33 protein-coding genes are annotated in these 26,510 nt (G+C 61.0%); 20 read left to right on the forward strand and 13 right to left on the reverse strand.

All coding sequences use genetic code 11. The features are described 5' to 3' along the window. Positions 1-83 precede the first annotated feature (83 nt). The 8 genes from ilvB to V5N12_RS10290 are packed head-to-tail and all read left to right on the forward strand — an operon-like array spanning position 84 to position 6,958. Positions 84-1,844, forward strand: a complete 1,761-nt coding sequence (ilvB, locus tag V5N12_RS10255) for a biosynthetic-type acetolactate synthase large subunit (RefSeq protein ID WP_332899071.1) — start codon at positions 84-86, stop codon at positions 1,842-1,844. Then, the gene (gene ilvN, locus V5N12_RS10260; protein WP_332899072.1) at positions 1,841-2,503 is read left to right on the forward strand and encodes an acetolactate synthase small subunit; all 663 of its coding nucleotides are present in this window, start codon (positions 1,841-1,843) and stop codon (positions 2,501-2,503) included. Before ilvB ends, ilvN begins: the two co-directional genes overlap by 4 nt. Then, on the forward strand, positions 2,500-3,549 hold the full coding sequence (ilvC, locus tag V5N12_RS10265) for a ketol-acid reductoisomerase (RefSeq protein ID WP_332899073.1): 1,050 nt from the start codon (positions 2,500-2,502) through the stop codon (positions 3,547-3,549). Before ilvN ends, ilvC begins: the two co-directional genes overlap by 4 nt. Beyond that, positions 3,542-3,772, forward strand: coding sequence for a hypothetical protein (locus V5N12_RS10270; protein WP_332899074.1), 231 nt, complete (start codon positions 3,542-3,544; stop codon positions 3,770-3,772). The genes ilvC and V5N12_RS10270 overlap by 8 nt, the downstream gene beginning before the upstream one ends. Further along, the gene (gene leuC, locus V5N12_RS10275) at positions 3,765-5,186 is read left to right on the forward strand and encodes a 3-isopropylmalate dehydratase large subunit (protein WP_332899075.1); all 1,422 of its coding nucleotides are present in this window, start codon (positions 3,765-3,767) and stop codon (positions 5,184-5,186) included. Before V5N12_RS10270 ends, leuC begins: the two co-directional genes overlap by 8 nt. Further along, on the forward strand, positions 5,183-5,794 hold the full coding sequence (gene leuD / locus V5N12_RS10280; protein WP_332899076.1) for a 3-isopropylmalate dehydratase small subunit: 612 nt from the start codon (positions 5,183-5,185) through the stop codon (positions 5,792-5,794). Before leuC ends, leuD begins: the two co-directional genes overlap by 4 nt. Next, complete coding sequence (locus V5N12_RS10285; protein WP_332899077.1) at positions 5,787-6,767, forward strand: isocitrate/isopropylmalate dehydrogenase family protein; 981 nt, start codon at positions 5,787-5,789, stop codon at positions 6,765-6,767. The genes leuD and V5N12_RS10285 overlap by 8 nt, the downstream gene beginning before the upstream one ends. Before the next feature lie 41 nt (positions 6,768-6,808). Then, positions 6,809-6,958 carry a DUF7557 family protein gene (locus tag V5N12_RS10290; RefSeq protein WP_332899078.1) on the forward strand — a complete coding sequence of 50 codons (150 nt, stop codon included), beginning with the start codon at positions 6,809-6,811 and terminating at the stop codon, positions 6,956-6,958. Here the strand turns inward: V5N12_RS10290 and V5N12_RS10295 are convergent. From V5N12_RS10295 to V5N12_RS10310, 4 genes are all read right to left on the reverse strand, one after another. Further along, complete coding sequence (locus tag V5N12_RS10295) at positions 6,955-7,410, reverse strand: DUF5799 family protein (protein WP_332899079.1); 456 nt, start codon at positions 7,408-7,410, stop codon at positions 6,955-6,957. The two genes, V5N12_RS10290 and V5N12_RS10295, sit on opposite strands and share 4 nt — an antisense overlap. A gap of 41 nt (positions 7,411-7,451) precedes the next feature. Beyond that, a complete protein-coding gene (locus V5N12_RS10300; protein ID WP_332899080.1) occupies positions 7,452-7,877 on the reverse strand; it encodes an OsmC family peroxiredoxin in 426 nt (141 codons plus the stop codon). Between the two features lie 73 nt (positions 7,878-7,950). Continuing rightward, positions 7,951-8,673, reverse strand: coding sequence for a metal-dependent hydrolase (locus V5N12_RS10305; RefSeq protein WP_332899081.1), 723 nt, complete (start codon positions 8,671-8,673; stop codon positions 7,951-7,953). A 53-nt stretch (positions 8,674-8,726) separates the two neighbouring features. Then, positions 8,727-8,921 carry a hypothetical protein gene (locus V5N12_RS10310; RefSeq protein ID WP_332899082.1) on the reverse strand — a complete coding sequence of 65 codons (195 nt, stop codon included), beginning with the start codon at positions 8,919-8,921 and terminating at the stop codon, positions 8,727-8,729. A gap of 83 nt (positions 8,922-9,004) precedes the next feature. Between V5N12_RS10310 and V5N12_RS10315 the strand changes: the two genes are divergently transcribed. Together V5N12_RS10315 and V5N12_RS10320 are read left to right on the forward strand one after the other, a co-directional pair. Further along, positions 9,005-9,379 carry an ArsR/SmtB family transcription factor gene (locus V5N12_RS10315; protein WP_332899083.1) on the forward strand — a complete coding sequence of 125 codons (375 nt, stop codon included), beginning with the start codon at positions 9,005-9,007 and terminating at the stop codon, positions 9,377-9,379. After that, a complete protein-coding gene (locus tag V5N12_RS10320; RefSeq protein ID WP_332899084.1) occupies positions 9,376-9,651 on the forward strand; it encodes a DUF7521 family protein in 276 nt (91 codons plus the stop codon). Before V5N12_RS10315 ends, V5N12_RS10320 begins: the two co-directional genes overlap by 4 nt. Positions 9,652-9,674: 23 nt before the next feature. On the opposite strand, the gene V5N12_RS10325 is transcribed toward V5N12_RS10320, so the two are convergent. Further along, entirely contained in the window at positions 9,675-10,247 is a 573-nt protein-coding gene (locus tag V5N12_RS10325) for a DoxX family protein (protein WP_332899085.1), read from the reverse strand. A 137-nt stretch (positions 10,248-10,384) separates the two neighbouring features. Between V5N12_RS10325 and V5N12_RS10330 the strand changes: the two genes are divergently transcribed. Beyond that, positions 10,385-11,119: a fumarylacetoacetate hydrolase family protein gene (locus V5N12_RS10330; protein ID WP_332899086.1), complete on the forward strand. Its 735-nt coding sequence runs from the start codon at positions 10,385-10,387 to the stop codon at positions 11,117-11,119. Here V5N12_RS10330 and V5N12_RS10335 read toward each other — a convergent pair whose 3' ends face one another. Further along, positions 11,120-12,040: an alpha/beta fold hydrolase gene (locus V5N12_RS10335; protein ID WP_332899087.1), complete on the reverse strand. Its 921-nt coding sequence runs from the start codon at positions 12,038-12,040 to the stop codon at positions 11,120-11,122. It lies immediately after the preceding gene. Positions 12,041-12,133: 93 nt separating this feature from the next. Between V5N12_RS10335 and V5N12_RS10340 the strand changes: the two genes are divergently transcribed. Continuing rightward, complete coding sequence (locus V5N12_RS10340) at positions 12,134-12,658, forward strand: gluconate 2-dehydrogenase subunit 3 family protein (protein ID WP_332899088.1); 525 nt, start codon at positions 12,134-12,136, stop codon at positions 12,656-12,658. Next, positions 12,655-14,247 (forward strand): GMC family oxidoreductase, encoded by a 1,593-nt coding sequence (locus V5N12_RS10345; protein WP_332899089.1) that lies wholly within the window; start codon positions 12,655-12,657, stop codon positions 14,245-14,247. The genes V5N12_RS10340 and V5N12_RS10345 overlap by 4 nt, the downstream gene beginning before the upstream one ends. Before the next feature lie 11 nt (positions 14,248-14,258). On the opposite strand, the gene V5N12_RS10350 is transcribed toward V5N12_RS10345, so the two are convergent. Together V5N12_RS10350 and V5N12_RS10355 are read right to left on the reverse strand one after the other, a co-directional pair. Then, positions 14,259-14,879, reverse strand: a complete 621-nt coding sequence (locus V5N12_RS10350) for a hypothetical protein (RefSeq protein WP_332899090.1) — start codon at positions 14,877-14,879, stop codon at positions 14,259-14,261. A 211-nt stretch (positions 14,880-15,090) separates the two neighbouring features. Further along, entirely contained in the window at positions 15,091-15,678 is a 588-nt protein-coding gene (locus V5N12_RS10355) for a hypothetical protein (RefSeq protein WP_332899091.1), read from the reverse strand. A 163-nt stretch (positions 15,679-15,841) separates the two neighbouring features. Between V5N12_RS10355 and hisC the strand changes: the two genes are divergently transcribed. Genes hisC through tpiA form a run of 5 tightly spaced genes read left to right on the forward strand, consistent with a single transcriptional unit; the run spans position 15,842 to position 19,307 of the window. Continuing rightward, positions 15,842-16,915 (forward strand): histidinol-phosphate transaminase, encoded by a 1,074-nt coding sequence (hisC, locus tag V5N12_RS10360; protein WP_332899092.1) that lies wholly within the window; start codon positions 15,842-15,844, stop codon positions 16,913-16,915. Next, positions 16,912-17,421 carry an adenylate kinase family protein gene (locus V5N12_RS10365; protein WP_332899093.1) on the forward strand — a complete coding sequence of 170 codons (510 nt, stop codon included), beginning with the start codon at positions 16,912-16,914 and terminating at the stop codon, positions 17,419-17,421. Before hisC ends, V5N12_RS10365 begins: the two co-directional genes overlap by 4 nt. Then, complete coding sequence (locus tag V5N12_RS10370; RefSeq protein ID WP_332900091.1) at positions 17,418-18,023, forward strand: CDP-alcohol phosphatidyltransferase family protein; 606 nt, start codon at positions 17,418-17,420, stop codon at positions 18,021-18,023. The genes V5N12_RS10365 and V5N12_RS10370 overlap by 4 nt, the downstream gene beginning before the upstream one ends. A gap of 59 nt (positions 18,024-18,082) precedes the next feature. Beyond that, complete coding sequence (locus V5N12_RS10375) at positions 18,083-18,610, forward strand: multiprotein bridging factor aMBF1 (protein WP_332899094.1); 528 nt, start codon at positions 18,083-18,085, stop codon at positions 18,608-18,610. Between the two features lie 52 nt (positions 18,611-18,662). Further along, complete coding sequence (tpiA, locus tag V5N12_RS10380; protein WP_332899095.1) at positions 18,663-19,307, forward strand: triose-phosphate isomerase; 645 nt, start codon at positions 18,663-18,665, stop codon at positions 19,305-19,307. Here the strand turns inward: tpiA and V5N12_RS10385 are convergent. Together V5N12_RS10385 and V5N12_RS10390 are read right to left on the reverse strand one after the other, a co-directional pair. Further along, positions 19,304-20,821: an ATP-binding protein gene (locus V5N12_RS10385; protein ID WP_332899096.1), complete on the reverse strand. Its 1,518-nt coding sequence runs from the start codon at positions 20,819-20,821 to the stop codon at positions 19,304-19,306. The two genes, tpiA and V5N12_RS10385, sit on opposite strands and share 4 nt — an antisense overlap. 65 nt (positions 20,822-20,886) lie before the next feature. Continuing rightward, complete coding sequence (locus V5N12_RS10390) at positions 20,887-21,159, reverse strand: hypothetical protein (protein ID WP_332899097.1); 273 nt, start codon at positions 21,157-21,159, stop codon at positions 20,887-20,889. Between the two features lie 81 nt (positions 21,160-21,240). On the opposite strand from V5N12_RS10390, the gene V5N12_RS10395 reads away from it, so the two are divergent. Further along, on the forward strand, positions 21,241-22,059 hold the full coding sequence (locus V5N12_RS10395) for an aldo/keto reductase (RefSeq protein WP_332899098.1): 819 nt from the start codon (positions 21,241-21,243) through the stop codon (positions 22,057-22,059). A 1-nt stretch (position 22,060) separates the two neighbouring features. Here V5N12_RS10395 and dinB read toward each other — a convergent pair whose 3' ends face one another. Both dinB and V5N12_RS10405 read right to left on the reverse strand, forming a co-directional pair. Beyond that, a complete protein-coding gene (gene dinB / locus V5N12_RS10400; protein WP_332899099.1) occupies positions 22,061-23,317 on the reverse strand; it encodes a DNA polymerase IV in 1,257 nt (418 codons plus the stop codon). Between the two features lie 173 nt (positions 23,318-23,490). Continuing rightward, positions 23,491-23,679, reverse strand: coding sequence for a DUF7563 family protein (locus tag V5N12_RS10405; RefSeq protein WP_332899100.1), 189 nt, complete (start codon positions 23,677-23,679; stop codon positions 23,491-23,493). Positions 23,680-24,137: 458 nt separating this feature from the next. On the opposite strand from V5N12_RS10405, the gene V5N12_RS10410 reads away from it, so the two are divergent. Next, positions 24,138-24,836: a mechanosensitive ion channel family protein gene (locus V5N12_RS10410; protein WP_442904973.1), complete on the forward strand. Its 699-nt coding sequence runs from the start codon at positions 24,138-24,140 to the stop codon at positions 24,834-24,836. 36 nt (positions 24,837-24,872) lie between these two features. Here the strand turns inward: V5N12_RS10410 and V5N12_RS10415 are convergent, their stop codons facing one another. Then, a complete protein-coding gene (locus V5N12_RS10415; protein WP_332899102.1) occupies positions 24,873-26,474 on the reverse strand; it encodes a COG1361 S-layer family protein in 1,602 nt (533 codons plus the stop codon). Between the last annotated feature and the right edge of the window lie 36 nt (positions 26,475-26,510).

Below are 26,510 nucleotides of genomic sequence, written 5' to 3' on the forward strand. Positions count from 1 at the left end.
AAAGCCACAGCACTTGCGCAAGCACACCCTGCGACCACGACCAAACCGATGACCAACCGACCCACACCAACGGAGGCCCGAACATGAGCGAACGGGCGACCTCCACCTACCCAGATTCGACCGAGGAATCGACCGACGAGAAACCCACACGCCGCCCCGTGACCAACGGCGCACAGTCCGTCGTTCGCGCGCTCGAAAACGCGGGCGTCAAACACCTGTTCGGCGTCCAAGGCGGGGCAATCATGCCCGTCTACGACGCGCTCTACGATTCAGAGATGACGCACGTCACGATGGCCCACGAGCAGTCTGCATCCCACGCCGCAGACGCCTACGGCATCGTGTCTGGTTCACCGGGCGTGTGTCTCGCCACTTCTGGGCCGGGCGCGACGAACCTCGTGACCGGCATCGCGGACGCGAACATGGACTCAGACCCCATGATTGCGCTGACGGGACAGGTTCCGTCGGACATGGTCGGTTCTGATGCGTTCCAAGAAACCGACACCACGGGCGTCACCGCACCAATCACCAAGGCGAACTACTTCGCCTCTGACACGGACACCGTCGGCGACGTGGTGGGCGAAGCGTTCGCCATGGCCGCGAGTGGCCGACAAGGGCCGACCCTCGTCGACCTGCCAAAGGACATCACCAATGCGCCGACCGACCGCGAGCCGGGACCGGGGCGCACGCCATCGACCTACAACCCGCGGACAGACCCCGACCCCGAAGAAGTGTCTGCGGCCGCGAGCGCACTCGCGGGCGCGAAAAAGCCCGTCATCCTCGCCGGTGGCGGCGTCATCAAGGCAAACGCGACCGAGCAACTGCGCGAGTTCGCAATCGAACACGACATCCCCGTCGTCACGACGATGCCTGCCGTTGGCGCGTTCCCCGAAGACCACCCACTCTCGATGGAGATGGCTGGCATGCACGGGACGGGCTACGCGAACATGGCCATCACGCACTGTGACGTGATGCTGGCCGTTGGCACGCGATTTGACGACCGGCTGACCGGTGGTATCGACACGTTCGCTCCGGAAGCCGAAATCATCCACATCGACATCGACCCGGCGGAAGTTTCGAAGAACATCTACGCCGACTATCCGGTCATCGGCGATGCGGGAACGGCGCTCACGCGCCTGTACGACGCGATGGCGAATGAGCCGGATGCAGACGACTGGCGCGAACAGTGCCAGACGTGGAAAGACGAGTACCCGATGGACTACCAGACGCCCGAAGACGAACCGCTCAAACCGCAGTTCGTCGTCGAGGCGTTCGACGCCGTGACCGACGACGACACCATCGTCACCACGGGCGTTGGCCAACACCAGATGTGGGCCGTCCAGTACTGGACGTTCAAACAGCCACGGACGTGGGTGTCTTCCCACGGTCTCGGAACGATGGGCTACGGCCTGCCCGCCGCCATCGGCGCGCGACTGGCCGCCCGCGACGACCAGACCATCATCAGCTTCGAAGGAGACGGATCGTTCCTGATGACCCTCCAGGAGCTGTCGGTGGCCGTCCGTGACCACATGGACATCACCGTCGCCGTCCTCAACAACAAGTACATCGGCATGGTTCGCCAGTGGCAGGACGCCTTCTTCGAAGGCCGCCACTCGGCGTCCGAGTACGGCTGGTGCCCCGAGTTCGACAAGCTCGCAGAAGCCTTTGGCGCGAAGGGCTTCCGCGTCGATGAGTACGACGAGGTCGCAGACACCATCGAGGCCGCGCTGGCCTACGACGGCCCGTCGGTCATCGACTTCCACATCGACCCCGCAGCGAACGTCTATCCGATGGTCGCAAGCGGCGCAGCAAACGGCCGGTTCGCGCTCTCGGAGGACCAACTATGACGCAAGGACTGCAAGGCCCCCGCCCAGAGGAGCGTCCCCACCCAGAGGGACGACGCAACGCACAGGGCGAACGTATCGACCCGGTTCAAGAAGCAAAACAGGAGACCCGACAGGCCACTGTTTCAGCGCTCGTCAAACACGAACCGGGCGTGCTATCGCTCGTTTCCGGGCTGTTCAGCCGCCGCCAGTTCAACATCGAGAGTTTGACCGTTGGGCCGACGACGGTTGACGGCCACGCGCGCATCACGCTGGTTGTCGAGGAAACCGACGCGGGTATCGACCAGATCAAGAAACAACTGGCGAAGTTGAAACCCTCCATCGCGGTTGGCGAACTCGGCACGGACGCCGTTCGCGCGGAACTGGTCTTGCTCAAGGTGCAGGGCCACGAGCCGGACAAGGTTCACGCCATCACGCAGATGTACGAGGGGCAGACGCTCGACGCCGGGCCGCGAACCATCACGGTGCAAATCACGGGTGACCAGCGGAAAATCGACGACGCCGTCGATGCGTTCCGCCAGTTTGGCATCATCGAAATCGCCCGGACGGGTCAGACCGCACTCGCGCGCGGCGACACGCCGACGACGCCGGGTGAATCGCCCGCTGCGTCAGCAGAGAGTACCGCTTCAGAAACGCAAGACAGTTCCAATACACAGCAATGACAGACGAATTTACCACAACCGTATATTACGACGACGACGCAGACGACGCACAGCTCGCAAACAAGACGGTAGCCGTCCTCGGCTACGGTAGCCAGGGCCACGCCCACGCACAGAACCTCGCAGACAGCGGCGTTGACGTGGTCGTTGGCCTCCGCGAGGAGTCCGCATCTCGACAGGCCGCAGAGGCAGACGGACTGCGCGTACGAAATCCAGTGCAAGCCGCAAAAGAGGCAGACATCGTCTCCGTGCTCGTCCCGGACACCGTCCAGCCAGCCGTCTACGAGCAAATCAAAGACGAACTCGAACCGGGTAATACGCTCCAGTTCGCCCACGGGTTCAACATCCACTACAGCCAAATCGAGCCAAGCGAAGGCATCGACGTGACGCTCGTCGCCCCGAAGAGTCCGGGCCACCTCGTCCGCCGCAACTACGAGGCCGGACAGGGCACGCCGGGACTCGTCGCCGTCCACCAGGACAGCACCGGCGAGGCAAAAGAAGAGGCACTCGCCTACGCGAAGGCAATCGGCTGTACGCGCGCCGGGGTCATCGAGACCACCTTCCGCGAGGAAACGGAAACCGACCTGTTCGGCGAGCAGGCCGTCCTCTGTGGCGGTGTCACGAGCCTCGTCAAGCAGGGCTACGAAACGCTCGTTGACGCGGGCTACAGCCCGGAGATGGCCTACTTCGAGTGCTTGAACGAACTCAAGCTCATCGTCGATCTGATGTACGAAGACGGCCTCGGCGGCATGTGGGATTCGGTCTCCGACACCGCGGAGTTCGGCGGACTGACTCGCGGCGACGAAATCGTCGACGAACACGCCCGCGAGCGCATGGAAGACGTCTTAGAGCGCGTCCAGAACGGCACGTTCGCCCGCGAGTGGATCGTCGAGAACCAGGCTGGTCGCCCGAGCTACAACCAACTGCGTGACGCAGAGAAGAACCACGAAATCGAGCACGTCGGCGCACGCCTGCGCGACCTGTTCGCGTGGAGCGGCGAGGAGCAAGAGGACACAAGCGAGAAGAAACGGGTGAAAACCGATGCCTGAAAAGGGCACGATGAAAGACGTGAGCCACACGAACCCCTACACGGGTGAGGCCTTTGGTGACAGCGTCGTGTATCGACGCGGCGTCGTCATCACCGACGGCGGCCACGACCCTGAACGGGAAGGCGAGGCAGATACGATGGAAGACGTAGACCACGAGCCACCGAACGGCGACGGGGCAAACCCCGTCTTCGAGCGCGGCCCAGACGTAGAAGACGATGAGTAACGGAACGCTGTACGACAAGGTGTGGGACCGGCACAAAGTCACGACGCTCCCGAACGGCCAAGACCAGCTGTTCGTGGGCCTCCACCTCATCCACGAGGTGACGAGTCCGCAGGCGTTCGGGATGCTCCGCGAGCGCGACCTCGAAGTCGCCTATCCGGAACGTACCTACGCGACGGTTGACCACATCATTCCGACTGCAGACCAGTCGCGGCCCTACGCCGACGACGCCGCAGAGGAGATGATGAGCGAACTTGAGGAGAACGTCCGCGAGGCCGGTATCCAGTTCGCAGACACGTCCACGGGCAATCAGGGAATTGTCCACGTCATCGGACCAGAGCAGGGCATCACCCAACCCGGCATGACCATTGTGTGTGGCGACAGTCACACCTCGACGCACGGCGCGTTCGGCGCGCTCGCCTTTGGGATTGGCACCTCGCAAATCCGCGACGTGCTCGCCACCCAGACCGTGGCGATGGAGAAAAAGAAGGTGCGGAAAATCGAGGTCACCGGCGAACTCGGTGACAGCGTCACGGCCAAAGACGTCATCCTGACCATCATCAGCAAACTCGGCACCGACGGCGGCGTCGGCTACGTCTACGAGTACGCGGGTGAGGCCATCGAGAGCCTCGACATGGAAGGGCGGATGAGCATCTGCAACATGTCCATCGAGGGCGGTGCGCGTGCGGGCTACGTGAACCCGGACGAAACTACCTACGAGTACCTGCGCGAGACGGACGCCTTCGCGGACGACCCCGAGAAATTCGAGCGGATGAAGACGTACTGGGAGTCCATCACGTCCGACGACGACGCCGAGTACGACGACGTGGTGACAATCGACGGCTCCGAAATCGAGCCGACCGTGACGTGGGGAACCACGCCCGGACAAGGCATCGGCATCAAACAGCCGGTGCCCGCCCCGCAAGACCTGCCTGCCGACAAGCAGGACACCGCACGTATGTCGCAAGAACACATGCGCGTCGAACCCGGCAAGACGATGGAGGGCTACAAAATCGACGTGGCCTTCCTCGGTAGCTGTACCAACGCCCGACTGCCAGACCTCCGTGCGGCGGCGGCCATCGCCAAAGGGCGGCAGGTTCACGAGGACGTTCGCGCTATCGTCGTCCCCGGTAGCCAGCGCGTGAAAGCCGCGGCCGAAGCAGAAGGCCTCGACAAAATCTTCACCGAGGCTGGTTTCGAATGGCGACAGGCTGGCTGTTCGATGTGTCTTGGCATGAACGACGACCAGCTGCAGGGCGACGAAGCCTCTGCCTCCTCGTCGAACCGCAACTTTATCGGCCGACAGGGGAGCAAAGACGGGCGCACCGTCCTGATGAGCCCCGAGATGGTCGTGGCAGCGGCGGTGACCGGCGAGGTCACTGACGTTCGCGAACTGAAGGAGGTGGCCCACGTATGACTGACGTACCGAGCGTCACCGACGCTTCCGGGACGGGCATTCCCATCCGCGGAAACGACATCGACACAGACCAAATCATTCCGGCGCGGTTCATGAAGGTCGTCACCTTCGAAGGGCTTGGCGAGTTCGCCTTTTTCGATAAGCGCTTTGACGAAGACGACAACGAGAAAGACCACCCGTTCAACGAAGCGCAGTATCAGGGTGCCTCGATTCTCGTCGTGAACAGCAACTTCGGCTGTGGCTCCTCGCGCGAACACGCCCCACAGGCGCTCATGCGCTGGGGCATCGACGCCATCATCGGCGAATCCTTCGCAGAGATTTTCGCGGGCAACTGCCTCGCACTCGGCATCCCGACGCTGACCGCAGACCACGACACCGTCTCCGAAATCCAAGACTGGGTCGAAGCGACCCCGGACGAGGAACTCGACGTTGACGTGGCCGCAGAGACCGTGACCTACGGCGGCAAGACCGTCTCCGTCACCGTAGACGACGCCCAGCGTCGGGCGCTCGTCGAAGGCGAGTGGGACACCACGGCGCTGCTCAAATCCAACGCCAAAGCCGTCGCAGAAACCGCAAACGCCCTGCCGTACATGGAGAGCGATGACTGAACAGATTGCCGTGATTCCGGGCGACGGAATCGGCCAGGAAGTCACGCCCGCTGCCGTAGAGGTACTCGACGCGCTCGACCTCGGCTTCGAGTTCGTCTCCGGCGACGCTGGCGACGCAGTCAAAGAAGAAACTGGCGAGGCGCTGCCGCAAGCGACGCGCGATCTCGTCTCAGCCTCGGACGCGACACTATTCGGCGCGGCGGGTGAGACGGCCGCGGACGTGATTCTCCCGCTTCGCAAACAGGTGGAGTCATTCGCAAACGTCCGCCCGGCGACGGCCTACCCCGGCGTCGATGCGCTCAAACCGGACACCGACCTCGTGTTCATCCGCGAGAACACCGAGGGCGTCTACAAGGGCATCGAATCGGAGATTGCCCCCGGCGTGACGACGCTCACCCGCGTCATCACCGAGGAAGCCTCACGCAACATCGCGGAGTTCGGCTTCGACTACGCAGCACAGAACGGCTACGACACGGTCACCATCGCGCACAAAGCGAACGTGATGCGCACGACCGACGGCCTGTTCTTGGAGACCGCAAAGCAAGTCGGCGACGAGCGCGGCGTGGACTACGACACAGCGCTCATGGACGCGCTGGCGATGCACCTCATCCTCCGGCCAGAGGAGTACGGCGTCGTCATCTGTCCGAACCTCGCGGGCGACATGCTCTCTGACCTGTCTGCCGGACTCGTTGGCGGCCTCGGCCTCTTGCCGAGCGCCAACGTCGGTCACGACAACGCGCTGTTCGAGCCGGTTCACGGGAGCGCCCCGGACATCGCAGGCCAAGGAATCGCCAACCCGACGGCGACGATTCTCTCTGGTGCGATGTTGCTCGATCACCTCGGCTACGGCGCGGAAGCCGAACGGGTTCGCAGTGCCGTCGAATCGGTGCTCGAATCCGGTCCGCACACGCCTGACTTAGGCGGCGAGGCGAGCACGGAGGACGTGACGGCGGCAATCGTAGAACGCCTGTAACGCCCCCTGATTTTATCCCCTATGGCGTGCTATTTGCTGGTATGCCCCGCGTGCATTTAGACGAGAAAACGCTCGAACGCTTAGATGGACTTCGTCAGGAAGACGAATCCTACGACGAAATCATCACGGAACTCATCAACATCTACCAAGCAGAAGAGCTGACGCTCCACTACAGCGGCGAAGAACTCTAAGCCTGCTGCGCGGCCACGCGGCGAATTTCCTCCCAGCGACCGTTCTCTTCTAAGTGGCGCTGGAGGGTTTTTGCGTACTCGTTTGCGAGTCGCTCTGCGGCACGAATCTCTTCTTCATCTACTGCCGGGTCAGAACTGCCGAGTCCGAGCGCATTTTTCACCGAGTCCATCATCCCGCCGGACTGTTTTTTCTTCGATGGGCCGCCCACACCGCCTTGCATCTGCTGGCGGATGTTGTCGAGTTCGGGGACGATTTCGGGCACCTTCTCGGTGTTTGCGACGAGTCGTGCGCGCTCTGGGTCGTCTGGATGCTCTATCTCCAAATCGACGGCCATCATGATGAGCCCCCATTCTTGGCGGGTGAGTTGTGATTCGGCGATGCGGTCTGTGAACAGGTTGTCGACCGTCATGCGTGCGCCGACGATGCGGTCTGTCCAAGGGCGCTCTGACATACACACCCCTAAAATAAGCGAACGTATCAGGGTTTCCCCGCTCAGATGAGTCCGGCGTTCATCTCGATGTCGATGGCACCGAGCGCCCGCGAGATGATGCAGTTTTCTTTCGCGCCGGTCGCGATTTCGAGGAACTCGGCTTCGTCCACGTCAGGGGCAGAGCCTTCTACGTCGACGACGATTTTCGTAATCGATTGGGTTCCATCGACTTTTTCTAGGTGAACGTTCGCCGTCGCGGTCACTTTCTCCGGATCGTAGCCCGCACGCTGGAGGTCTGCTGCGACCTGCATTGCAAGACAGGCGGCGTGGGCAGACCCGAGCATCTCCTCGGGGTTCGACTCGCTGCCGTCCTCGAAGCGAGACATGAACGTATAGGGCGCTTCGATGACGCCACTGCCGGTTTTGACTGTTCCTGACCCCTCGCGGAGCGTTCCCTCCCACACGGCCTCGGATGAACGTACTGGCATGGTACGTCAGTTGCATTGGTGACACGACACAATAACTGTGTGTGAACGAATCGCAGAAAAGGAGGAGACGAGATTACTGGGCGGCGAGGTCGAACGTCTCGTCGCCATCCAACACGACGACTTCCGTGCCGCTTCCGGTCGCGGTCACTTCTTTCTTGAAGTCTTTCGGGTCTTGTTCGATTGGCGGGAACGTGTCGTAGTGCATCGGGAAGGCGTAGTCCGCGTCGAGCCAGTCTGCGGCGATGGCCGCCTGCCACGGTCCCATCGTGAAGTGGTCGCCAATCGGGAGCGCCACGGCGTCGGGTTCGAGGTACGGGCCAATCACGTCGCGCATCTCGGTCATCAGGCCGGTGTCGCCCGCGTGGTAAAACGTGTAGCTGTCTTCGTCTGCGACCTGCGTTGGCTTTGTATCGCTGATGATGAACCCACCGGGCATCCCGCCAGAGTCTGTGTACTCGGACATGAGGCCGTTGGTGTGGTCTGCGCGGTGCATCGTGACGAAGGCGTCGCCGCATTCGACGGTGCCGCCGATGTTCATACCAATCGTGTCCTCGTGGCCGAACTCGTCTGCGACGTACGAGGCGAGTTCTGGCGTGGCGACGACGGTCGCGTCGGTGAATGCCCCAGCGTCTGCGATGTGGTCTGCGTGTCCGTGAGTAAGCAGCAGATAGTCCGGAGCTGGAACGTCTTCGGGTGATTTCTCAGTCTTTGGATTGTCGAAAAACGGGTCGATGAGGAGGCTCGTGTCGCCTACGTCCACGTACCACGTTGAGTGTCCGTACCAGGTAAGTTTCATGCCACGTGTGAATAGTGAGCAGAGCCACTTAACGACTGAGGAGGGCGCACGACTCACCGGAAATAGCGCAGATAGTAGCCGGCAGCGAGCGCGGCGACGAGGCCCGCACCGAGCGTGAAGCCGCTGAAAGGGGCATCGGTTGCGACGTGGGTCGCCTCGGTCGTGGCGGCCGCGACATCCGGGGAGACGGTCGTGAGTGCAGCCGCGCTTACGAGCAGGCTGCGTCCCACTAGCGGCGCGATTCGCATAGCCGACTGCTCTCTGGGACGCGACCTAAATGTTCTGCCGCGACGATGCAGTTATCACATGCGAGCGACATGTCCCAAACTGAATGGCGCGAGACGGCTGGCAGCAGACCCACCCAGACGTACAGACGGTTCTCGATACGTTAGACGACGCCGTCTGTCAGTCGCTGCTCAAAGAACTCACGTCCGAAAAGACGGTACAGGAACTCGCAGAAGTAGCAGACGTTCCGCGTTCGACCGCGTATCGGAAAATCAATCAGCTTGAAGCGGCATCGCTCGTAGAGGCATTCGTCGAGGTGCGAACCGACGGCCACCACACCACGCGCTACCGGCTCGATTTCGAAGACGTGACGTTCAGTCTCGATGCGAACCGCGAGTTGACGGTCGCCATCACGCGCCCACCAGACGCCCCAGAAGACCGGTTGGCGTCGCTCTGGAACGAACTGAGGAAAGAAACATGACCGAACTGTTCACCGTCGTCGTTGCGCTCAAAACAATCACACTCGTCCTTGGCGGGCTCATCACCTATTTCGCGTACAAAGCCTACCGTCGGACGAATGCCCCCGCACTGAGAGCACTCACTATTGGCTTTGGAATCGTTACAGCGGGGTCGTTACTCGCTGGTATCGCAGACCAGATACTCGGCGTCGATGCGAGTCTTGTCGCCGTCATCGAAAGTGGGCTGACGGCGGTTGGATTTGCGGTGTTAATGTACGCACTCTACGTCGAGTGAGTGTCGCAGAAAAAGTCGTGTGTTCAGCCGAAGATGTACTGCAGGCGTGGGTAGCGCTCGATGAGCGGTTCGCCACGGAACTCGATGCGTTCTAAGTAGGTGTCGAGGCCGAGGATGCGGCCTGCACCGAAGGCGGCCACGGCGAGGAAGACCAGCATGTACGCGAAGTCGCCGTTGATGACGCCGTGTTCGATGCTCCAGTTACCGAAGTAGAACATGAGCATCATGAACGCGCCGAAGAACGCCGCGAGGCGGGTCAGTGCGCCGACGATGAGTCCGAGACCGATGAGGAGTTCACCCCACGGGACAGCGATCGCGAGGAAATCAACGAACCACTGCGTCTGTCCCATCCAGAGGAACATCCCCTGCAGTGGGTTGCCGTTGGTTGCCGCGACGTTCAGCAGGTAGCCCTGTGCGCCCCAGCCAGCTGCGAGCACCTTGTCGAGGCCTGCGTTCAAGAACGCAACCCCCATCATGAGTCGGAGTGCGAGGACGAACCACGCGCTCAGGCTGTGTGCTTCACCGCGAACCGTGATGCCACCGAGGTGGCTTTCGAACGTATTTACGCCTTCGAGGGTTGGTCGAGTAGTTGCCATTTTTATCACCTTACAAGTACTGCTACGCGAACTGAGAGAATATAAACCAAAGCTGAGTCTCAATCCATGAGAATCGTCCCACTGTGAGCGTTTGCCACAGCACAAACGCTTAACCAACCACAGACACGACCGGACGTATGCGACATGTTCGATTCCGCGACCCGGCAGGGTCGGTACGAACTGGTGAGTGGACCGACGAGGGCATCGTTTTCGCGGGGGAAACCTACGACACCGACGAGGTGGACGTACTCCCACCGTGTGAACCGTCGAAAATCGTCTGTGTCGGGCTCAACTACGCAGACCACGCCGCAGAACAGAACTCTGAGATTCCAGACCGTCCACTGTTGTTTCTCAAACCCCCGAACACGCTCGCTGGCCACGGCGACGAAGTGACGCTCCCGGCGGGTAAAGAGCGCATCGACCACGAAGCAGAACTCGGCGTGGTCATCGGCACGCAGGCGAAAAACGTCGCCGCAGCAGACGCGATGGACTACGTGGCGGGCTTTACGTGTGTAGACGACCTCTCGAACCGCGACGACCAGCGCAAAGAACAGAACTGGATTCGTGGCAAGGCGTTCGACAACGCCGCGCCGGTCGGCCCGGTCGTGGCAACGCCCGACGAAGTACCGGCCGACGCGTCGGTCAAACTCTGGGTCAACGGCGAACTGCGCCAAGAGTCGTCTCGCGCTGAGTTTATCTTCTCGATTCCCGAACTCATCGAGGAGATTACGTCCTACCTGACGCTCGAAGAGGGCGACATCATCTCGACGGGGACGCCAGCGGGCGTCTCGCCGCTCGCAGACGGCGACGTGGTCGAAGTCGAAGTCGAGGGCGTTGGCGTGCTCGAACACGCCGTCCGGATTCCCGAATAGTTACGATACGGAATTGCTGACCGCATCGAATTTTCCGAAAAACGCTTCGAGTTCAGTGGCAACGCGTGCCGGGGCTTCGATTGCGGGCGCATGTCCCACCCCTTCTAGGACGACGAGTGCGGCGTCCGAACCGACGTCAGAAAGGGTGTGGTCTATCATTTGCCGGAGAATGACGCTGTCTTCGGTACCGTACAGGACGAGCATGGGCGCACGGAGGTGCATCCCCTCGCCGGTGCCTTGTTCGACACCGTTATCGACCGACGAGATGTTGAAATGGGCTGTCGCGTAGACGAAGTCGAGAAACCCCTCTTGGGTGAGCATCTCTGCAACGTGGTCGGCTAAGTTGAGGGCGTCCGGGAGTTGCTCGTTGAACACGAGCGTTTGCAGGTAGGCTGTGAGGAACTCGGCGTCGTTCGTCTCGATGGCTTCGAGGACAGGTGCAATCTGGAGGGCGTCTGCGGCGAGTTCGCCACGAGTGGCGAGCGGTTGTTGTGAGATGACGTTGCCCGCGTCGTCTTTTTTCAGGATGGGGTATCCGCGCGTGCTCACCGGAGAAATGAGGGTGTGTGAGCGCACGAGCGACGGCGCTTTGAGTTCTACCTGTAAGCCAATCGCCGCACCGCTTGACCACCCGACGACGTGGACGGGGCCGACGTCCAACGCCGCGAGAAACGCCGCAACATCGTTCGCAAAATCCGCAATCGAATCGACTGGTTCGAGGTACGACGAGCCGCCACAGCCTCTGAGGTCGACCGCGATGAGGTGATAACGCGGATCCAGTTCATCAAAAACGAGCTCCCAATGAATCGAAGACGAGCAGTTCGTATGGATGAACACCACAGGGTCTGTCTCGCCCATGCGCTCACGATAGGCGAGCTGCTCCCCGCTCGGTAGTGTGACCACATGAGTCTCGACAGTCATAGTCGGTTGTAGGAGCAATTACGTATAACGTTGCCGACACAAGTGATGTGGATGACAACGCATAAATTTAGGGTGGCCTAATTCTGCGCCAAGATGAAGCTGACACGTCGAGACGCGCTTGCGTCGCTTGCGAGCGTGGGAATCGTCGTCGGTGGGGGTGCGGCGTTCCTCGCGAGTGATACCGACGGCACCGACGTGTCACGGACGCAGCTTGTCGAAACGATGGCGGCCGTTGCAGAAGTTATCTATCCAACGGACGTGAGTGGGATTCACGCATTTGTTGAGACGTATGTGACGGAGAAAGCAGCCGCCCGACCGGCGTACAGAAGCCACCTCGGACGTGCGGTGGCCGAACTGAACGAGACAGCGGTCGAGTGGTACGACGCCCCGGTTTCGGCGTTGTCGGTCGAAGTCCGAGAACAACTCTTAAAAGAGATGGGGCTTCCCGAAGCCGACCCAAGTTCCGACCCGGACGCGACGACGGCGCGGCGACTTCGCTACTACATCTGGAACGACCTCCAGTACGCGCTCTACGCGTCGCCAACGGGCGGGCGTCTCGTGGGCATCGAGAATCCACAGGGCCACCCCGGCGGCTTGACCTACACAGACCAGCCATGACCCACACCACTGCCTCCCGCACTGACGTGTGCATCGTCGGCGCGGGGCCTGCCGGAGCCTTGCTCGCAGACACGCTTGCAGCGGCTGGCCACGACGTGGTGGTGCTCGAAGCCGGGCCGCGATTCGACCCCGAAGACCGCATCACGCAGATGGAACGCTCGATTCGACCGGGCGACAGCGACCACTCGGTGTGGGAGATGGGTGGTCCGCGCGATGCGTACACATCTTCTGGTGAGAACTTCTACCCGCTCAATCACGCCCGCGTGAAAGGCGTTGGCGGGAGTACGCTCCACTGGCAGGGGATGGTGATGCGCCTCCACGAGTCGGACTTCGCCGCCACCGGGCCGGACGGCGGCGAGTGGCCCATCGATTACGACGAGTTGCGACCCTACTACGCGAGCGCGGAGAAGGAACTGGGGGTCGCTGGTTCAGTGGATAACCCGTTCGCCCCGCCGCGAGACGAGCCGTATCCGATGCCTGCGTTCGCGCCCTCGCACTCGGATTCGATTTTCGCAGAGGCGTGTGAGGCGCTCGAAATCACCACCCATTCGGTGGGGAACGCACGCAACTCAGAGGCGTACGACGGGCGCTCTCAATGCGTAGGCTACGGGACGTGCAATCCCGTGTGTCCGTCGGGCGCGAAGTACTCAGCCGACACCACCATCGAGAAAGCAGAGGCAAAGGGCGTTCGCGTCATTGCTGAAGCCCCCGTCCAACGCCTCGAAACCACCGCATCCGGTGAGCGGGTCGAAGCGGCTGTGTACGCGAAAAACGGGCGGACGTACCGACAGGAAGCCCGCCAGTTCATCCTCGCGGCTGGCGGCGTTGAAATCCCGCGACTGCTCTTGCTGTCCGCTTCGGACGACCACTCGGACGGCCTCGCAAATTCGAGTGGCGCAGTCGGGCGCTACTTCATGGAACACCTATTTGCGGGCATGGGTGGCGTGCTCCCGGGCCGCGAGACACGGCAGAACCACATCGGGTTCAACACGACTGAAAGCCACCAGTTTTACGACACCGACGACCCCGACATCGGCCCTATCAAACTAGAATTCTTGAACTATGCCGGGCCCTCACCCGTCGAGATGGCGATGGATGCAGCCGAGTATGGTGACGAACTGCTCGAAACGCTCCAGGACTCGTACGGCCACGAACTCGGAATCGGGGCGCTCGTTGGCCAAGCGCCGCGCAAAGAGAACTACATCGGCCTCGACACGGCGAAAACCGACGACCACGGCAACCCCGTCCCGGATGTTCACTGGCGGGTTGGCGAGAGAGAACGACGAACTCTCGCCCGCGCAAACGAGATTCAACGCGCCGTCATGGACGAACTTGGCGTGGACATTCGGTGGACGGTCGGGCCGGAAAACACGGGGCCGACGTATCATCACATGGGAACCACGCGAATGGGAACGAACCCCGAAACGAGCGTCGTCGATGCACGCCTTCGCACGCACGACGTGGCGAATCTCACGATTGCTTCAAGCAGCGTGTTCGTCACGGCGGGGGCGATGAATCCGACGCTCACCATCGCAGCGTTGGCATTCCGAGCGGCTGACTTTGTCGACGAATCGTTAAAACAAGCCTAAGGGGGATGGAGTTAGCGCGACCAATCGTAGTCGCTCTCGTCCGAATCACAGGCGCACATCTCACCGTTGTTGTAGGCGTCTAAGACTTTGTAGAGGCACTCGCCGTTCACCATGAGCTTGTCCCATTCGTTGGTGCACTCGTTAGGGAGCGTGATGTAGGTGTCCCAAGTTCGCATGGGTGTGTACTTCGCCGTCCCGAAGTCAGCGAAGCCAGCGGCGTAGAGCCACCGCACGGCTACGCCCGGTACACCGTAGTAACAGCGACCGCCGCCGATACACTTGTCCGCCGTGCCGCGATACCGGATACACGAGTCTTCTGCACCCGCGTACTGGTTGAGCTTCGCCGCGACGAGCGCCTTTGCGAGGATGCGGTTTTTGTCACCGCGGACGGGTTGTTTCAGGAGGTAGTGAATCCAGAACTCCTTTGGTGCGCGTTTGTTGGCGATTTGCAGCACGTCAACCGGCCACGCTTCGGGATGGTTCTTCCAATAGCCCGGCGACCGCGCACAGACTTTCCGTCGGTCTCTGTCACCTCGGGCCGCGGCTGTGCCGGGAATGCCGAGCGACGCCGCCCCCGCGATGAGCGCACCGCGTTTGAGGAGTGTTCGTCGTGAAGTACGTATGTCAGTCATGAGTTTTCACTCGTACGGAAAATCTCTATCAATTGACTTTGTTACATGTCTGTTACCTCAGTTTTGGTTGAACTACCAGTCGGTATGGAGGCCATTTCAGTGTGAACGTTCAGCTTAGGAACTGAATCGAATCGTGCGCCGAGAGGGCCATCGCTCGTAGAACAGTGGTTAGCCTGTCGTGAACCGTAGGTACAGAAAAGAAAACGTGAGCTTAGTCGGCCTTGCACGCACAGAGCATGCCGTTGTTGTAGGCGTCTAAGATGTCGTACAGACATTCGGCGTTCACCTTAACGGTGTCGCGCTCGCCAGTGCACTCGTTGTGGAGCATCACGGGGAGCGTCCAGGTGGTCTGTGGCGTGTAGCCGTTTGCGAATTCTGGGAATCCGGAGGTGATGAGCCACTTGTCTGCCACGCCGGTCACGCCGAAGTAGCAGCGGCCGCCGCCGATACACTTGTCCGCCGTGCCGCGATACCGGATACACGAGTCTTCTGCACCCGCGTACTGGTTGAGCTTCGCCGCGAGCAGCGATTTCGCAAGGATACGGTTTTTATCGCCTTGGACGGGTTGTTTCAGGAGATTTTCGATCCAGTACTCTTTGTCCATCTCGAGGCCACCAATCTTGACCGTCTCGACTGGCCAGGCTTCGGGGTGGTTCTTCCAGTAGCCTGGCGAGCGAGCACACACAACCGTCCCACAGCCTGCTGCGGAAACGGTTCCCGGAATACCAATTGCCGCCGCCCCTGCGATGAGCGCACCGCGCTTGAGTAATGTACGCCGTGATGTTTGCATTTCTGTCATAATGGGTTTCCCCGGAGGGAAAGATGTGGGTTGGGGATATTGTTATCAACAAACAATCTTTGTGAAAGCTCATTTTACCGGGAAGGGGAAGGATGGGCTTACATCGTGACACCGTTCACCCAAGGTGGGTGCGTTTAAGGGCGCACGCCGATAGCAGACAGGTATGCAACCACGGGACCTCTCCTCGCACACCGCCTACCGCGCGGGGCGTGGCATCGAGGAGGTCGCACGCGAATTGGGCCTCGACCCAGCGAATCTGGTAAAACTCTCTTCTAACGAGAACCCACACGGGCCGAGTCCGAAGGCCGCAGCGGCCGTCGAAGCCGCCGCGCCGACCATCCATACCTACCCGAAAACGTCGGCCGCGGACCTGACTGACGCCCTCGCAACAAAGTGGAGCGTCACCGGCGAACAAATCTGGCTCGCAAACGGCGGCGACGGCGCACTCGACTACCTCTGTCGGGCTATGCTCGAACCCGGCGACGAAGTGCTCGTCACGAAACCCGGCTTCGCCTACTACGCGATGAGCGCCCGCTACCACCACGGCGAGGTGAACGAGTACCCACTCAGAAAAGCAGACGACTTCGCCCAAACCGCAGCGGGCGTGCTCGACCACTACGACGGCGAGCGCATCATCTTCCTCACGAGCCCACACAACCCAACCGGCTCGGTCATGGCACTCGATGAGGTGGTGACAGTGGCCCAGGAAACAGCCGAGGAAACCCTCGTCGTCGTCGATGAGGCTTACGGCGAGTTCGCGGAGATGGACAGCGCAATCTCACTGCTCTCTGACCGCGACGATATCGCCGTTCTCCGCACGTTCTCGAAGGCCTACGGAATCGCAGGGCTTCGACTCGGCTACGCCGTTGTCCCCGAAGTGTGGGCCGACGCCTACGCCCGGGTGAACACGCCCTTCGCCGCGAGCGAACTGGCCTGTCGGGCCGGACTCGCCGCGCTCTCTGACGACGAGCACGTCGAGAAATCCGTCGAAACCGCCGCGTGGGCGCGCGAGTACATCTCCGAAAATCTCGACGCAAAGACGTGGGAGAGCGCCGGAAACTTCGTCCTCGCGGACGTCGGTGACGGCTCTGCGGTCACGAAAGCCGCCCAGCGCGAAGGCATCATCGTCCGCGACTGTTCGAGCTTTGGGCTGCCCGAGTGCATCCGCATCACCTGTGGCACTGAGGAGACGACGAAGCGCGCGGTGTCCGTGTTGAACGAGGTGCTCACCGCGTGAGAGTCGTCGTCACCGGCACGCCCGGAACGGGCAAGACGACGGCCACAACCCTCATCGATACCGACCTCGACGTGATTCACCTGAACGACGTGATTCGAGACGAAGACGGCCTCTATAGCGAAGTTGACGAGGAGCGCGACAGCCTCGTCGCCGACTTGGATGCCGTCCGCGAGTGGCTCGGAGACCGGGACGACGCGCTCGTCGATTCCCACCTCGCTCATCACCTGACGGCGGACAAAGTCATCGTGCTTCGCTGTCACCCAGACCAGCTCGAACAGCGCCTGCTTGAGCGCGGCGAAACCGCCCAAAAAGCGCGCGAAAACGCAGAGAGCGAGGCGCTCGACGTAATCCTCTCGGAAGCCGTCAACGAACACGGTCTCGAAGCCGTCTACGAAATCGATACGACTGACCGAACCCCCGAGGCGGTTGCCGCGGCCATCGAAGCCGCCATCGTTGGTGACCGCGCACCGTCTGCGGGCGAAGTGTCCTTCATCGACTATCTATAATGCTCGACAAATTCAGACCCGTCGCAGACCGGCTGCTCGCCCCCTTCGTCACCCTCGCCGCCCGACTCAATCTCACCCCCGACAGCGTGAGCGTCGTGGCGTTCGTGCTTGCGGTCGCCGCCGGTGGCGTCTACTACCTCGCCGGGCAGACGCCCAGCTACTATCTCGTTGGCGCGATACTTGTCTTCTTGAACGGCTGGCTCGATCTCGTCGACGGGGCGCTCGCCCGCGAGTTGAACGTGGCCTCACGCTCCGGTGATCTTCTCGACCACGTCCTCGACCGCTACGCAGACATCGTCGTGATTGCCGGGTTGATGGCAGGGATTGGCGAATACGCCATTGGCTTTGCCGCCATCACGGGCGTGCTCATGACCTCGTATCTCGGAACGCAAGCCCAAGCAGTCGGCTTAGACCGCGTGTACGGCGGCCTCGTCGGGCGGGCAGACCGCCTCGCGCTCATCGGTCTCACGACCCTCGTGGCGACGTTCGTCCAGCAGGTTGGTGGCGTGTCGCTGGTCGTCGCACTCCTTGTGTTCTTCGCGGTCATCGGCCACGTGACGGCACTCCAACGCTTTTATTACTCGATGCGAGCGCTTGCCTAAACCGCCTGCGGGCGGCCATCCGGCGTGCCATTTATACACGCCCCTTGCTAAGTGGGGCTATGGCTCAATGTGAGATGTGCGGAGCCGAGTCTGGTTCGCTCAAGACCGTCAAGGTCGAGGGAGCTGAACTCCAGCTTTGCGACAGCTGTTCGCAGTTCGGGACGGAGGTTCGGACGCAAAAATCTTCTTCCAGTTCGTCCACCAAGTACTCGACCAGCAGCTCCTCTGGGAAGTCGTCTTCGAGCAGCAGCACGTCGAGCTCGTCGAGCGGCTCCTCGACGCGCCGTCGTCGGGATATGTTCGACGACATGGACGAGGTCGCAACCGACTACGACGACCGCATCCGCGAGGCGCGCGAGGAGAAAGGATTGAGTCAAGAAGAACTCGCAAAGAGTCTCAACGAGAAGGCGAGTCTCATCCGCAAACTCGAACGCGGCGACATCCTGCCAAACGACTCCGTCCAGAAGAAACTCGAACGCGCGCTCAACATCAGCCTCTCTGAGAGCGCCGATACGGACTCAGAGTGGGAAGGAAGCGCCTCCACGACCACCACGCTCGGTGACGTGGTAAAACGCAAAGACAAGTAACGCGACTACTTCGTCTCGCAATCTATTTGTCGCCGGGGAATCGCCTCCCGGTATGTTCGTTCTCGTAAACCTGAAAGCCTACCCCTGTGACCCGGTCGCCGTCGCAGAGGCCGCAGCAGCCGTTGCCACAGACACAGACGCCCGTATCGCCGTCGCACCGCAGGCCGCACACCTCTCTGCGGTCGCAGAAACCGGCGTCGAGACGTGGGCACAGCACGTGAGTCCCGTCGAATACGGCAGCGCCACCGGCAGCACGCTCGCAGAAGCTGTCGCAGACGCTGGTGCGCAAGGGACGCTCATCAACCACTCAGAAAAACGCCTCAAACTTGCGGACATCGACGCGAGCGTCCGTGCCGCAGAGCGCGCTGGGTTAGAAACCATCGTCTGTGCGAACAACCCCGCACAGGTCGGTGCCGCGGCCGCCCTCGGCCCCGATTCCGTGGCCGTCGAACCACCGGAACTCATCGGGACGGGAACGCCCGTGAGCAAAGCCGACCCCGACATCGTGACAGGTGCAGTCGAAGCCGCGGCTGCGGTTGACGAGTCGGTCTCCGTCCTCTGTGGCGCGGGCATCTCGACGGGCGAAGACGTCGTTGCCTCGCAAAAACTCGGCGCGGAGGGCGTCCTCCTCGCAAGTGGCGTGGCAAAAGCAGACGACCCGCGCGCCGCCCTCAAAGACCTCGTCTCCGGGCTTTAAGCGCGCTGGAGGTCAGGGAGGAACTGCGATTCGATGACGTCAATAATTTCTTCGAACTCTGCGTCGCTGAGCCGGCCGTCGTGGGCGGCTTCGATGAACTGCGGAACGCTGTAGTCGTAGTGACCTCGCCCGAGGTGGGTGACGACGCCCACCTCTTTGAGCGTCGCGTTGCAGTTGTACGCAATCGTTCGGTCTGCATCTCCACCCGCGGCGACGTAGGCGTCCATCGGCTCTGCCGGGCCGTGCTCGCAGTAGTAGGCGAGCATGCCGCGTTCGATAGTGTCGAGGCCGGCTATCGAGCGACAGAGCTGTTTGACGAGCGGGCGATTCCCACCAATCTGGAGTTCGTCGAAGTCGGGTCCGGAGGGCGGGGTTTCGGGTTCCGGTTCTGGCTCAGGTTCCGGCTCCGGCGCGTCGCGCTCGTAGCTATCGAGCCCGGACTGTTCTGCCTCGCGCATCCGCGAGGGTTGGGTGGTGTCGAGCATCGCCTGGGCGAACTGGTCTGCCATGCGGCTCATGTCGCGGGCGTCTGCGAGTTCGGCTTCAAGTTGCGAGATGTGTTCGTCCTTTTTCTCCAGTTGGGCCGTGAGGCGTTCGACCTCGTCGTCGTGTTGGGCGCGTTTGTCGGTAATCTGCTTCAACTCGGAGACGAGCGAGTCGCTCACCGATTTGAGGTCGGGACGCTCGAAGTCGTCCAAGCCGGGGGTTGCGCCCGCGTCGAACGTCGTCTTTCGCTGGAACTGGACGCGACGAATGCTCTCTGCCCAGTCGGTCATCAAGAACGCCTCGCCGTCGCCCATGTTCTCGATGGCGTTCGCGTACTCCGTGCCGATGACGCGCTGGACGACTTTGGTGTCGTTGCCCCACGTCAGGCGATGCCAGACGAGCCAGTCACACTGGGTGATGAAGTCCTTTTTCACGTCGGCCGGGCGCTGGCTGATGCCGGTGATACCGAGGCCGTGTTTCCGCCCGCGTTTTCCGATTTTGATGAGCATGCGCCCACACTCGTCGAGGCCGGGGCCTTCGGGGAGATACTCGTGGACTTCCTCTACGAGCATCAAGAAGGGCTTTTTCAGCTTCTTTTCCTTGGCGAACAGTTGTTTCGTGACCGCGGTCAGGAGGTCTTTGGCTTCGTCCTCATCGAGATAGCCAGACACGTCAAGAATGATGGGGACGTTGCCTTCGAGGGCGAGCGACGCGATTTTCTCTGCGTGCTCCGGGCCGACCATGATGTCACACTCCTCGTCTGCGCCGACGTGGAGCAACTCGAATTTCTCCTTTAGCCCGTAGTACTCGCCGTCGGTATCGACGATGAGAATGGGAAAGTTATTCGAGAGGAGTTTCTCTGCGACGACGCTCGCCGTGTTCGATTTTCCCGACCCCGATTTACCCGTGATGAAGCCACGACCGGTGAGCACCTCGACGACGGGCAGAGAGACTTCCTCCCCAACGGTGCCCTCGCCCCCCGGACCCTCGCTCACGTCCGCGACTGTGATAGTTTCTACGTCTGCCATGTGCGCGTATCACACTGGTCGCAGGCCTGCCCTATATACTGTTGGCTGTCGGTTCCTGCGAAAATTCAGGCGCGGATAACGAAGTGACTGTTCCCTTGGTCTTCGAGCGTCGCGGGCTCCAACATTCTGACGATGTAGCCCGTTTGGGTCTGGCTCACGTCGCAGTCTGCGTCCACCCGAACGAGGTGCCCGATTAACTGCGCAGACGGTGGTTTCTGCGCTGCGCCACAGTCGTAAATGGTGAGCAGTTCGTCACCGGCCGGTGACTCGTAGACGATGATGTACGCGTGCGGAGCGAGTTCCCAGCGCCCGTCTCCTGCACCCGCGAGCTTGTTCATGCCGAGAGTTCGTGTGCGCGCAGATAAATCACCACTCTCAGTTCCACAAACATTATTTTGTTCGGATATATTGTTGCGTGCATGGATGACGCTGTGAACCGTTCGCCAGTCAACGGAATCCCCGCGCTCGGACTTGGAACGTACAAAAACACCAACTTCGGTTCGTGCGTGGCAAGCGTCAGAAACGCCCTCGATATCGGGTTTCGCCACATCGACACCGCCCAGTACTACGAGAACGAGGCAGCGGTTGGCGAGGGAATCAGGACGTCTCCCGTTTCGCGGGAAGCGGTCTTCCTCGCGTCGAAAGTGTGGTTCGATGACCTCGCCTACGACGACGTGGTTCGGACGGCGCGCGGGAGCCTCGACCGGTTGGGCGTCGACTCACTCGACATGCTGTACGTCCACTGGCCAGCCGAAAGCTACGACCCGGAAGCCACGCTCGCAGCCTTCAGCGACCTCAAACGGGACGGTCTCATCGACAATATCGGCGTGAGCAACTTCACCCCGGAACTGCTCACCGAAGCACGCGAACAGTGTGACGCCCCCATCAAAGCGAACCAAGTCGAGATGCACCCCTTGCTCCAACAAGACGAGTTGCGCGCCTACGCAGAGCGCCACGATATCGCGCTCGTCGCCTACTCGCCACTCATGCAGGGCAACGTAGGCGACGTGCGCGAGGTGTGCGAGGTGGCAGAAAAACACGAGACGACGCCCGAACAGGTCACGCTCGCGTGGCTCCTCGACAAAGGCGTGGTTCCCATCCCGAAAGCGACGAGTCGCGCCCACATCCGAGCCAATTGGGAGAGTCAGTTTTTGGCGTTGGACGACGAGGACATCGCGCACATAGACGGAATTTCAGAGGTAAAGCGGCTTGGCAACCCGGCGTTCGCGCCGTGGTGAGTTAGAAATCGGTCAGCGACTGTTGGCCTTCCCGAGATTGATCACTCACGGGCTGGCTCGATTTTTCTCGTGGTTCGCTTGTCGTCGCCCCGCTCCAGCTATCGAGGCTGGCCTGGTCTTCTGCGGCGAACGAGAGTTTGGAGACGCGAACGCCGAGTTTGCGGGCCGTTTCGCCCTCGAACTCGGTGAGCAACGAGAGCGCCACCGACTCGACGAGGGCCGGGTCTTGAACGGGGCCGGGCAGCGACCGGGCACGCGTGTGGACGTCGAACGGCGGGGTCACCACCTTGATGCCAATGGTCTGGTAGAGCGCGCCTTCGCGGTCTGCGCGCGCGGCGACTGCTTCCGCAAGCCGCGAAACTGTGGTTTGGTGCTCGCTTCCGTCTGCCGTCGGGGGAAAGGCCGATTCCCGTGAGAAACTCTTTGGCTTGCCAACCGGCTCTACGACCCGCGTGTCCCTGCCGTTTGCTCGCTCGTAGAGTTCGCGGCCGCGTTCGCCAAACTGGTCTACGAGGTCGTCGCGGTCTGCGGCGGCGAGGTCGCCCGCAGTTTCGATACCGAGGTCGCGCAGCGAACGGGCCGTGACCGGGCCGATTCCGTGGACGGCCTCGATGGAGAGTGGCGCGAAAAACTCGCGGACGGTTCCCGGCTCAACCACGGTCAGCCCGTCGGGTTTGTCGAAATCGCTTGCGACCTTCGCCGCGCTCATGTTCGGCGCGACGCCGATGCTCGCGGTCACGCCCACCTCGCGTTCGATGCGCTGTTTGATGTAGCGGGCGTATCCTTCTGCGAGCGTCCGGCTCCCATCTGCGGTTTTGTCCCACGCGGTGCGCTCGGTCACGTCGAGATAGGCTTCGTCGATGCTCACCTCCCGGAGGGTGTCCGCGCAGTCGCGGAGGATGGCTTTGACCTCCGCGCTCACGGACTTGTAGAAGTCGAGGTCGACAGACCGGTAGTAGCCGCCTGCCTCGCCGTCGGCTACGGCTTCGATGCGCGGGAGCGTGTCGAGGGCTTTCGAGATGGCTTGGGCGCTCTCGATGCCGAACGCGCGCGCCTCGTAGCTCGCCGTCGCCACCGCGCCAATCGTCTCGCCGGGTTCGTAGCCCATGCCGACGATGACGGGCTTGCCGACCAGCTCGGGCTCGCGCAGGCGCTCACAGGCGGCATAAAAACAGTCCATATCGACGTGCAAGATGATGCGCGCAGGGCCGTCTTCGTCGGGAACCCCCGGCAGCCGGGCACCATCTCGATTGGCCATACGAACAGTACTCAGTGGAGGCGTGTTAAGGTTCCTGAAGCGAGCGCAGACGCTCTGACCCACGCGCTCGACTCACGGGCCGTCGCAGACGCTCTGTGGAATTGGTGGTTGACTCAGCGGTTCACCCAGACCGACGGGCGAGCCGCTTGAGCCAGTTTCAAAAGGTGTCTCGATTACAGGCCGACGTCTTTCCACCGGACGCTGCTCGCGTGTTCGGTGTGGCCGTACGTCGTCCCCGCGTACTTCTCTAAGTCGGTAATCGTCGTACAGTTCAAGCACGCAAACACTTCATCATTGTTGGTCCCGAACACTCTGACAAAGTCTGGCGTAACGAATCCCCCACAGTTTGAACATTGTTTCATGTTAACTTCCCCCTTACAACTTTGAACTGATGGTTGGACTGACTATTAAGTGTATCTATCGTTTACTTTCGTTATTGGGCGACTACTCGATAGAAATGTATGGAACGTTATTTTTTGGCCCCAAATCCATGCCGTTCGGCCATTCTTCTCTTTGTAGAATTCCGTTTTTCAACCCCTGTAGGGTCGTCCGTCGATCATCCATCAAAAATACCGACAGTATGCTTTGATTGACAGTAGATTGCGTGACACTCGCGGGGTGGAGACTTATTTATTTATCTTTACAATTTTGGAGAAGCAAATCAAAAACGTGACCAATAATCGCTATGCTGTAGTCCGGTAAGCTGTTCCTAACTTACGAAACAAATATGCGGTGATAGAAACATTATACTCGTTGGTGTAAAACTGTGAGTGACTTGTTCATCCTTCAAGTGGGAACCATCGGGGATACGCTGACAAACATGCTAAACGAGATGATTGCGTTCGTGCCGAACTTGGTCGGCGCAATTCTCATCTTGCTCATCGGGTGGCTCGTCGCCCGAGGGGCAATGCGGTTAGTCGAGTACGTCTCAGACCGCATCGAACTCGACCGCGTCGTCCTCGCCACGCCGCTCGGTGACATTCTTGGTGGGACAGAAAAAGCAGTCTCCCATTCGTTTGGGCTACTCGCCTACGCATTCGTGTTCGCGCTCGCCGTTCTCGCGGCCGCAGAGGCACTCGCCATTCCACTCCTGTCGCTGTGGATTTCAGAGGCCGTGTCCTACCTGCCGTCGCTGATCGCCGGCTTGCTCATCATCGTCCTCGGCTTCGTCGTCGCTGACTTCATCGGCGACGCCATCCAGCGCACCCGCGCGGCGACCGAGACGATGTACACGAGCTGGTTTGCGACGGGCGTTCGCCTGTTCCTCTACTTCACCGTCGTCGTCATCGGACTCGACACGATGGGCGTCGACGTAGAACTGCTCTACATCCTCGCAACCGCCTTCGCCGGCGGGGTGGCAATCGCGCTCGCCCTCGGTGTTGGTATCGCGGTTGGCTGGGGTGGCAAAGACTACGTCGCTCAGAACATCGCAAGCTGGATGAGTGCCGCACGCGGTGGCATCACGCCCCGCTCTGACGGCCCCATGACCGGCGGCGAAACCCCGGCTGACGACGACTAAAGAACCTCGATTTTCGCGTTTTTAGAAAACTACCGACTAGCGACGGCGATACCACCACACGGCTGCCGCCGCGACGACGACTACCGCGAGGCCAATCGCCTCTATCGGAATCTGCTGTGGAGCACCTTCGACAACTTCTACCGGAACCTGCTGGGTTTCGGTGCGCATCGTGCCGTCTGCTTGTTCGTAGTCGATAGCGAGCGTCACCGCCTTGGTTTTCGGAATCGCATCGTCTGACACTTCGAGGTCGAACGACATGGTGGTCGATTCACCGGCGTCGAGCCGGGAGACGAACGTCGAAGCGTCGGCACTCGAAACGGGTTCTTCTGCGAGCAGTCTGACGTTGACGTTCGTGACAGTCTCCGCTCCGTCGTTCGTGAGGCGGACCACGAGGATACCGTCTGAATCGACTTCGAACGTCGCGTTCACGGGTTCGATGTTGAAGCGGTCTTGTTTCTCGGCCACCGCGACCGAAAGCGAGAACGGGTCGGAGGTTTGTCTCCCCGTAAGCAACTCATATTCGACCGTCGCCGAAAGTCGTCTCATCCCAGTCGTGGCGTTCCCCGTCACCGTAATCGGGAACTCGAACTGGGTGCTTTCGCCGGGTTCGAGCGAACCGACCGGCACCGCAAGGGAGTGGGCGATAAACGGCGGCGAGACGGGTTGGAGGACGACCACCACGTCGTTTGCCGTCGTCAGGCCGGTGTTCGTCACCGTCCCCGTAACCGTCCCAAGGTCGCCGACGCTGAGCGTGCTCGACACGTTGTCGATGGTGAACTGCTGGCCCGTCTGCGGGCGAATCCCAATCGAAAGCGGGCTGGAGAGCCTGCTCAGCCCGTCTTTATCTTTGTATGCCACTTCCACTTCTGCGGCGTAGTCACGCACGAGCGCATCGGAAGTGATGCCGACGCGGGTGGTCACCCGCTTTGTCTCCCCCGGTTGCCACGTCCCGATGAAGCTTTCTGCACTCTGTGCACCGCTTCCGAAGTTGAGTTCGCTGTCCGAAGACTTCACGAGCAGGGTGGCGTCTCTCGCGGTGGCAGTGCCGTCGTTTCTGAGGGTGAGCGTGACCATGCCCGTTTCACCGACCGCGACATCTGATTCAACGTCGAGAACGGTGAAGCGTGACTGGTTTTCGATGACCACAGTCACCATGAGTTCCTGCGTACGGCTGCGCTCTACGAACCGATGTGACCCGTCTGCACGGGTGATAACCTTCGAAGTGTACTCGTATTCCACATCAACCGCGAGGCGGTAGGTTCCCGGCGCGGCATCCTCAGCCACGGTGAGTCGAATCGGATACGGCCCCGCGACGCCCTCAGGAAGCATGCCGACCGGTGTGGTTGCAGTTTTCACGGTGATAGGGCTGTCCTCCGGCGCGGAGACAGACACCGTGGTCTGGCGTGCCGTCTGTACTAGCTGTTCGAACTCGTCGTCACCAGTTATCTGCACCTTCCCGTTGTTGACGAGGTACAGCGACACGGTTCCGGTCATTCCCGGCGCGAGGGTGTTTTCCGGGATAAACGCCGTAAAATCAGGGCGGCCAGCGACGCTCGTATCCTCTTGGAGCCCCTCAACGGGGCCAACACTACAGGCAAGGAGCAAGCAAAAAACACCGATAACCCGCAAAACGTCCATATCTACATGTAAGTTAAGAATATAGATAACTGCTTT

It is taken from the genome of Haladaptatus sp. CMSO5 (assembly GCF_036689885.1).
Taxonomy (GTDB): domain Archaea; phylum Halobacteriota; class Halobacteria; order Halobacteriales; family Halococcaceae; genus QDMS2.

Bases quoted from the DNA above. Each gene is read 5' to 3' on its own strand.
- V5N12_RS10340 (WP_332899088.1), top strand. From the start codon at position 12,134: ATGAAGCTGACACGTCGAGACGCGCTTGCGTCGCTTGCGAGCGTGGGA.
- V5N12_RS10315 (WP_332899083.1), top strand. From the start codon at position 9,005: ATGGCGCGAGACGGCTGGCAGCAGACCCACCCAGACGTACAGACGGTT.
- ilvN (WP_332899072.1), top strand. From the start codon at position 1,841: ATGACGCAAGGACTGCAAGGCCCCCGCCCAGAGGAGCGTCCCCACCCA.
- V5N12_RS10270 (WP_332899074.1), top strand. From the start codon at position 3,542: ATGCCTGAAAAGGGCACGATGAAAGACGTGAGCCACACGAACCCCTAC.
- V5N12_RS10290 (WP_332899078.1), top strand. From the start codon at position 6,809: ATGCCCCGCGTGCATTTAGACGAGAAAACGCTCGAACGCTTAGATGGA.
- V5N12_RS10390 (WP_332899097.1), bottom strand. From the start codon at position 21,159: ATGAACAAGCTCGCGGGTGCAGGAGACGGGCGCTGGGAACTCGCTCCG.
- leuC (WP_332899075.1), top strand. From the start codon at position 3,765: ATGAGTAACGGAACGCTGTACGACAAGGTGTGGGACCGGCACAAAGTC.
- V5N12_RS10405 (WP_332899100.1), bottom strand. From the start codon at position 23,679: ATGAAACAATGTTCAAACTGTGGGGGATTCGTTACGCCAGACTTTGTC.
- dinB (WP_332899099.1), bottom strand. From the start codon at position 23,317: ATGGCCAATCGAGATGGTGCCCGGCTGCCGGGGGTTCCCGACGAAGAC.
- V5N12_RS10335 (WP_332899087.1), bottom strand. From the start codon at position 12,040: ATGACTGTCGAGACTCATGTGGTCACACTACCGAGCGGGGAGCAGCTC.
- V5N12_RS10285 (WP_332899077.1), top strand. From the start codon at position 5,787: ATGACTGAACAGATTGCCGTGATTCCGGGCGACGGAATCGGCCAGGAA.
- V5N12_RS10310 (WP_332899082.1), bottom strand. From the start codon at position 8,921: ATGCGAATCGCGCCGCTAGTGGGACGCAGCCTGCTCGTAAGCGCGGCT.
- V5N12_RS10305 (WP_332899081.1), bottom strand. From the start codon at position 8,673: ATGAAACTTACCTGGTACGGACACTCAACGTGGTACGTGGACGTAGGC.
- V5N12_RS10395 (WP_332899098.1), top strand. From the start codon at position 21,241: ATGGATGACGCTGTGAACCGTTCGCCAGTCAACGGAATCCCCGCGCTC.
- V5N12_RS10375 (WP_332899094.1), top strand. From the start codon at position 18,083: ATGGCTCAATGTGAGATGTGCGGAGCCGAGTCTGGTTCGCTCAAGACC.
- tpiA (WP_332899095.1), top strand. From the start codon at position 18,663: ATGTTCGTTCTCGTAAACCTGAAAGCCTACCCCTGTGACCCGGTCGCC.
- V5N12_RS10385 (WP_332899096.1), bottom strand. From the start codon at position 20,821: ATGGCAGACGTAGAAACTATCACAGTCGCGGACGTGAGCGAGGGTCCG.
- V5N12_RS10295 (WP_332899079.1), bottom strand. From the start codon at position 7,410: ATGTCAGAGCGCCCTTGGACAGACCGCATCGTCGGCGCACGCATGACG.
- V5N12_RS10330 (WP_332899086.1), top strand. From the start codon at position 10,385: ATGCGACATGTTCGATTCCGCGACCCGGCAGGGTCGGTACGAACTGGT.
- ilvC (WP_332899073.1), top strand. From the start codon at position 2,500: ATGACAGACGAATTTACCACAACCGTATATTACGACGACGACGCAGAC.
- V5N12_RS10355 (WP_332899091.1), bottom strand. From the start codon at position 15,678: ATGACAGAAATGCAAACATCACGGCGTACATTACTCAAGCGCGGTGCG.
- V5N12_RS10325 (WP_332899085.1), bottom strand. From the start codon at position 10,247: ATGGCAACTACTCGACCAACCCTCGAAGGCGTAAATACGTTCGAAAGC.
- ilvB (WP_332899071.1), top strand. From the start codon at position 84: ATGAGCGAACGGGCGACCTCCACCTACCCAGATTCGACCGAGGAATCG.
- V5N12_RS10345 (WP_332899089.1), top strand. From the start codon at position 12,655: ATGACCCACACCACTGCCTCCCGCACTGACGTGTGCATCGTCGGCGCG.
- V5N12_RS10300 (WP_332899080.1), bottom strand. From the start codon at position 7,877: ATGCCAGTACGTTCATCCGAGGCCGTGTGGGAGGGAACGCTCCGCGAG.
- leuD (WP_332899076.1), top strand. From the start codon at position 5,183: ATGACTGACGTACCGAGCGTCACCGACGCTTCCGGGACGGGCATTCCC.
- V5N12_RS10415 (WP_332899102.1), bottom strand. From the start codon at position 26,474: ATGGACGTTTTGCGGGTTATCGGTGTTTTTTGCTTGCTCCTTGCCTGT.
- V5N12_RS10410 (WP_442904973.1), top strand. From the start codon at position 24,138: ATGCTAAACGAGATGATTGCGTTCGTGCCGAACTTGGTCGGCGCAATT.
- V5N12_RS10320 (WP_332899084.1), top strand. From the start codon at position 9,376: ATGACCGAACTGTTCACCGTCGTCGTTGCGCTCAAAACAATCACACTC.
- hisC (WP_332899092.1), top strand. From the start codon at position 15,842: ATGCAACCACGGGACCTCTCCTCGCACACCGCCTACCGCGCGGGGCGT.
- V5N12_RS10350 (WP_332899090.1), bottom strand. From the start codon at position 14,879: ATGACTGACATACGTACTTCACGACGAACACTCCTCAAACGCGGTGCG.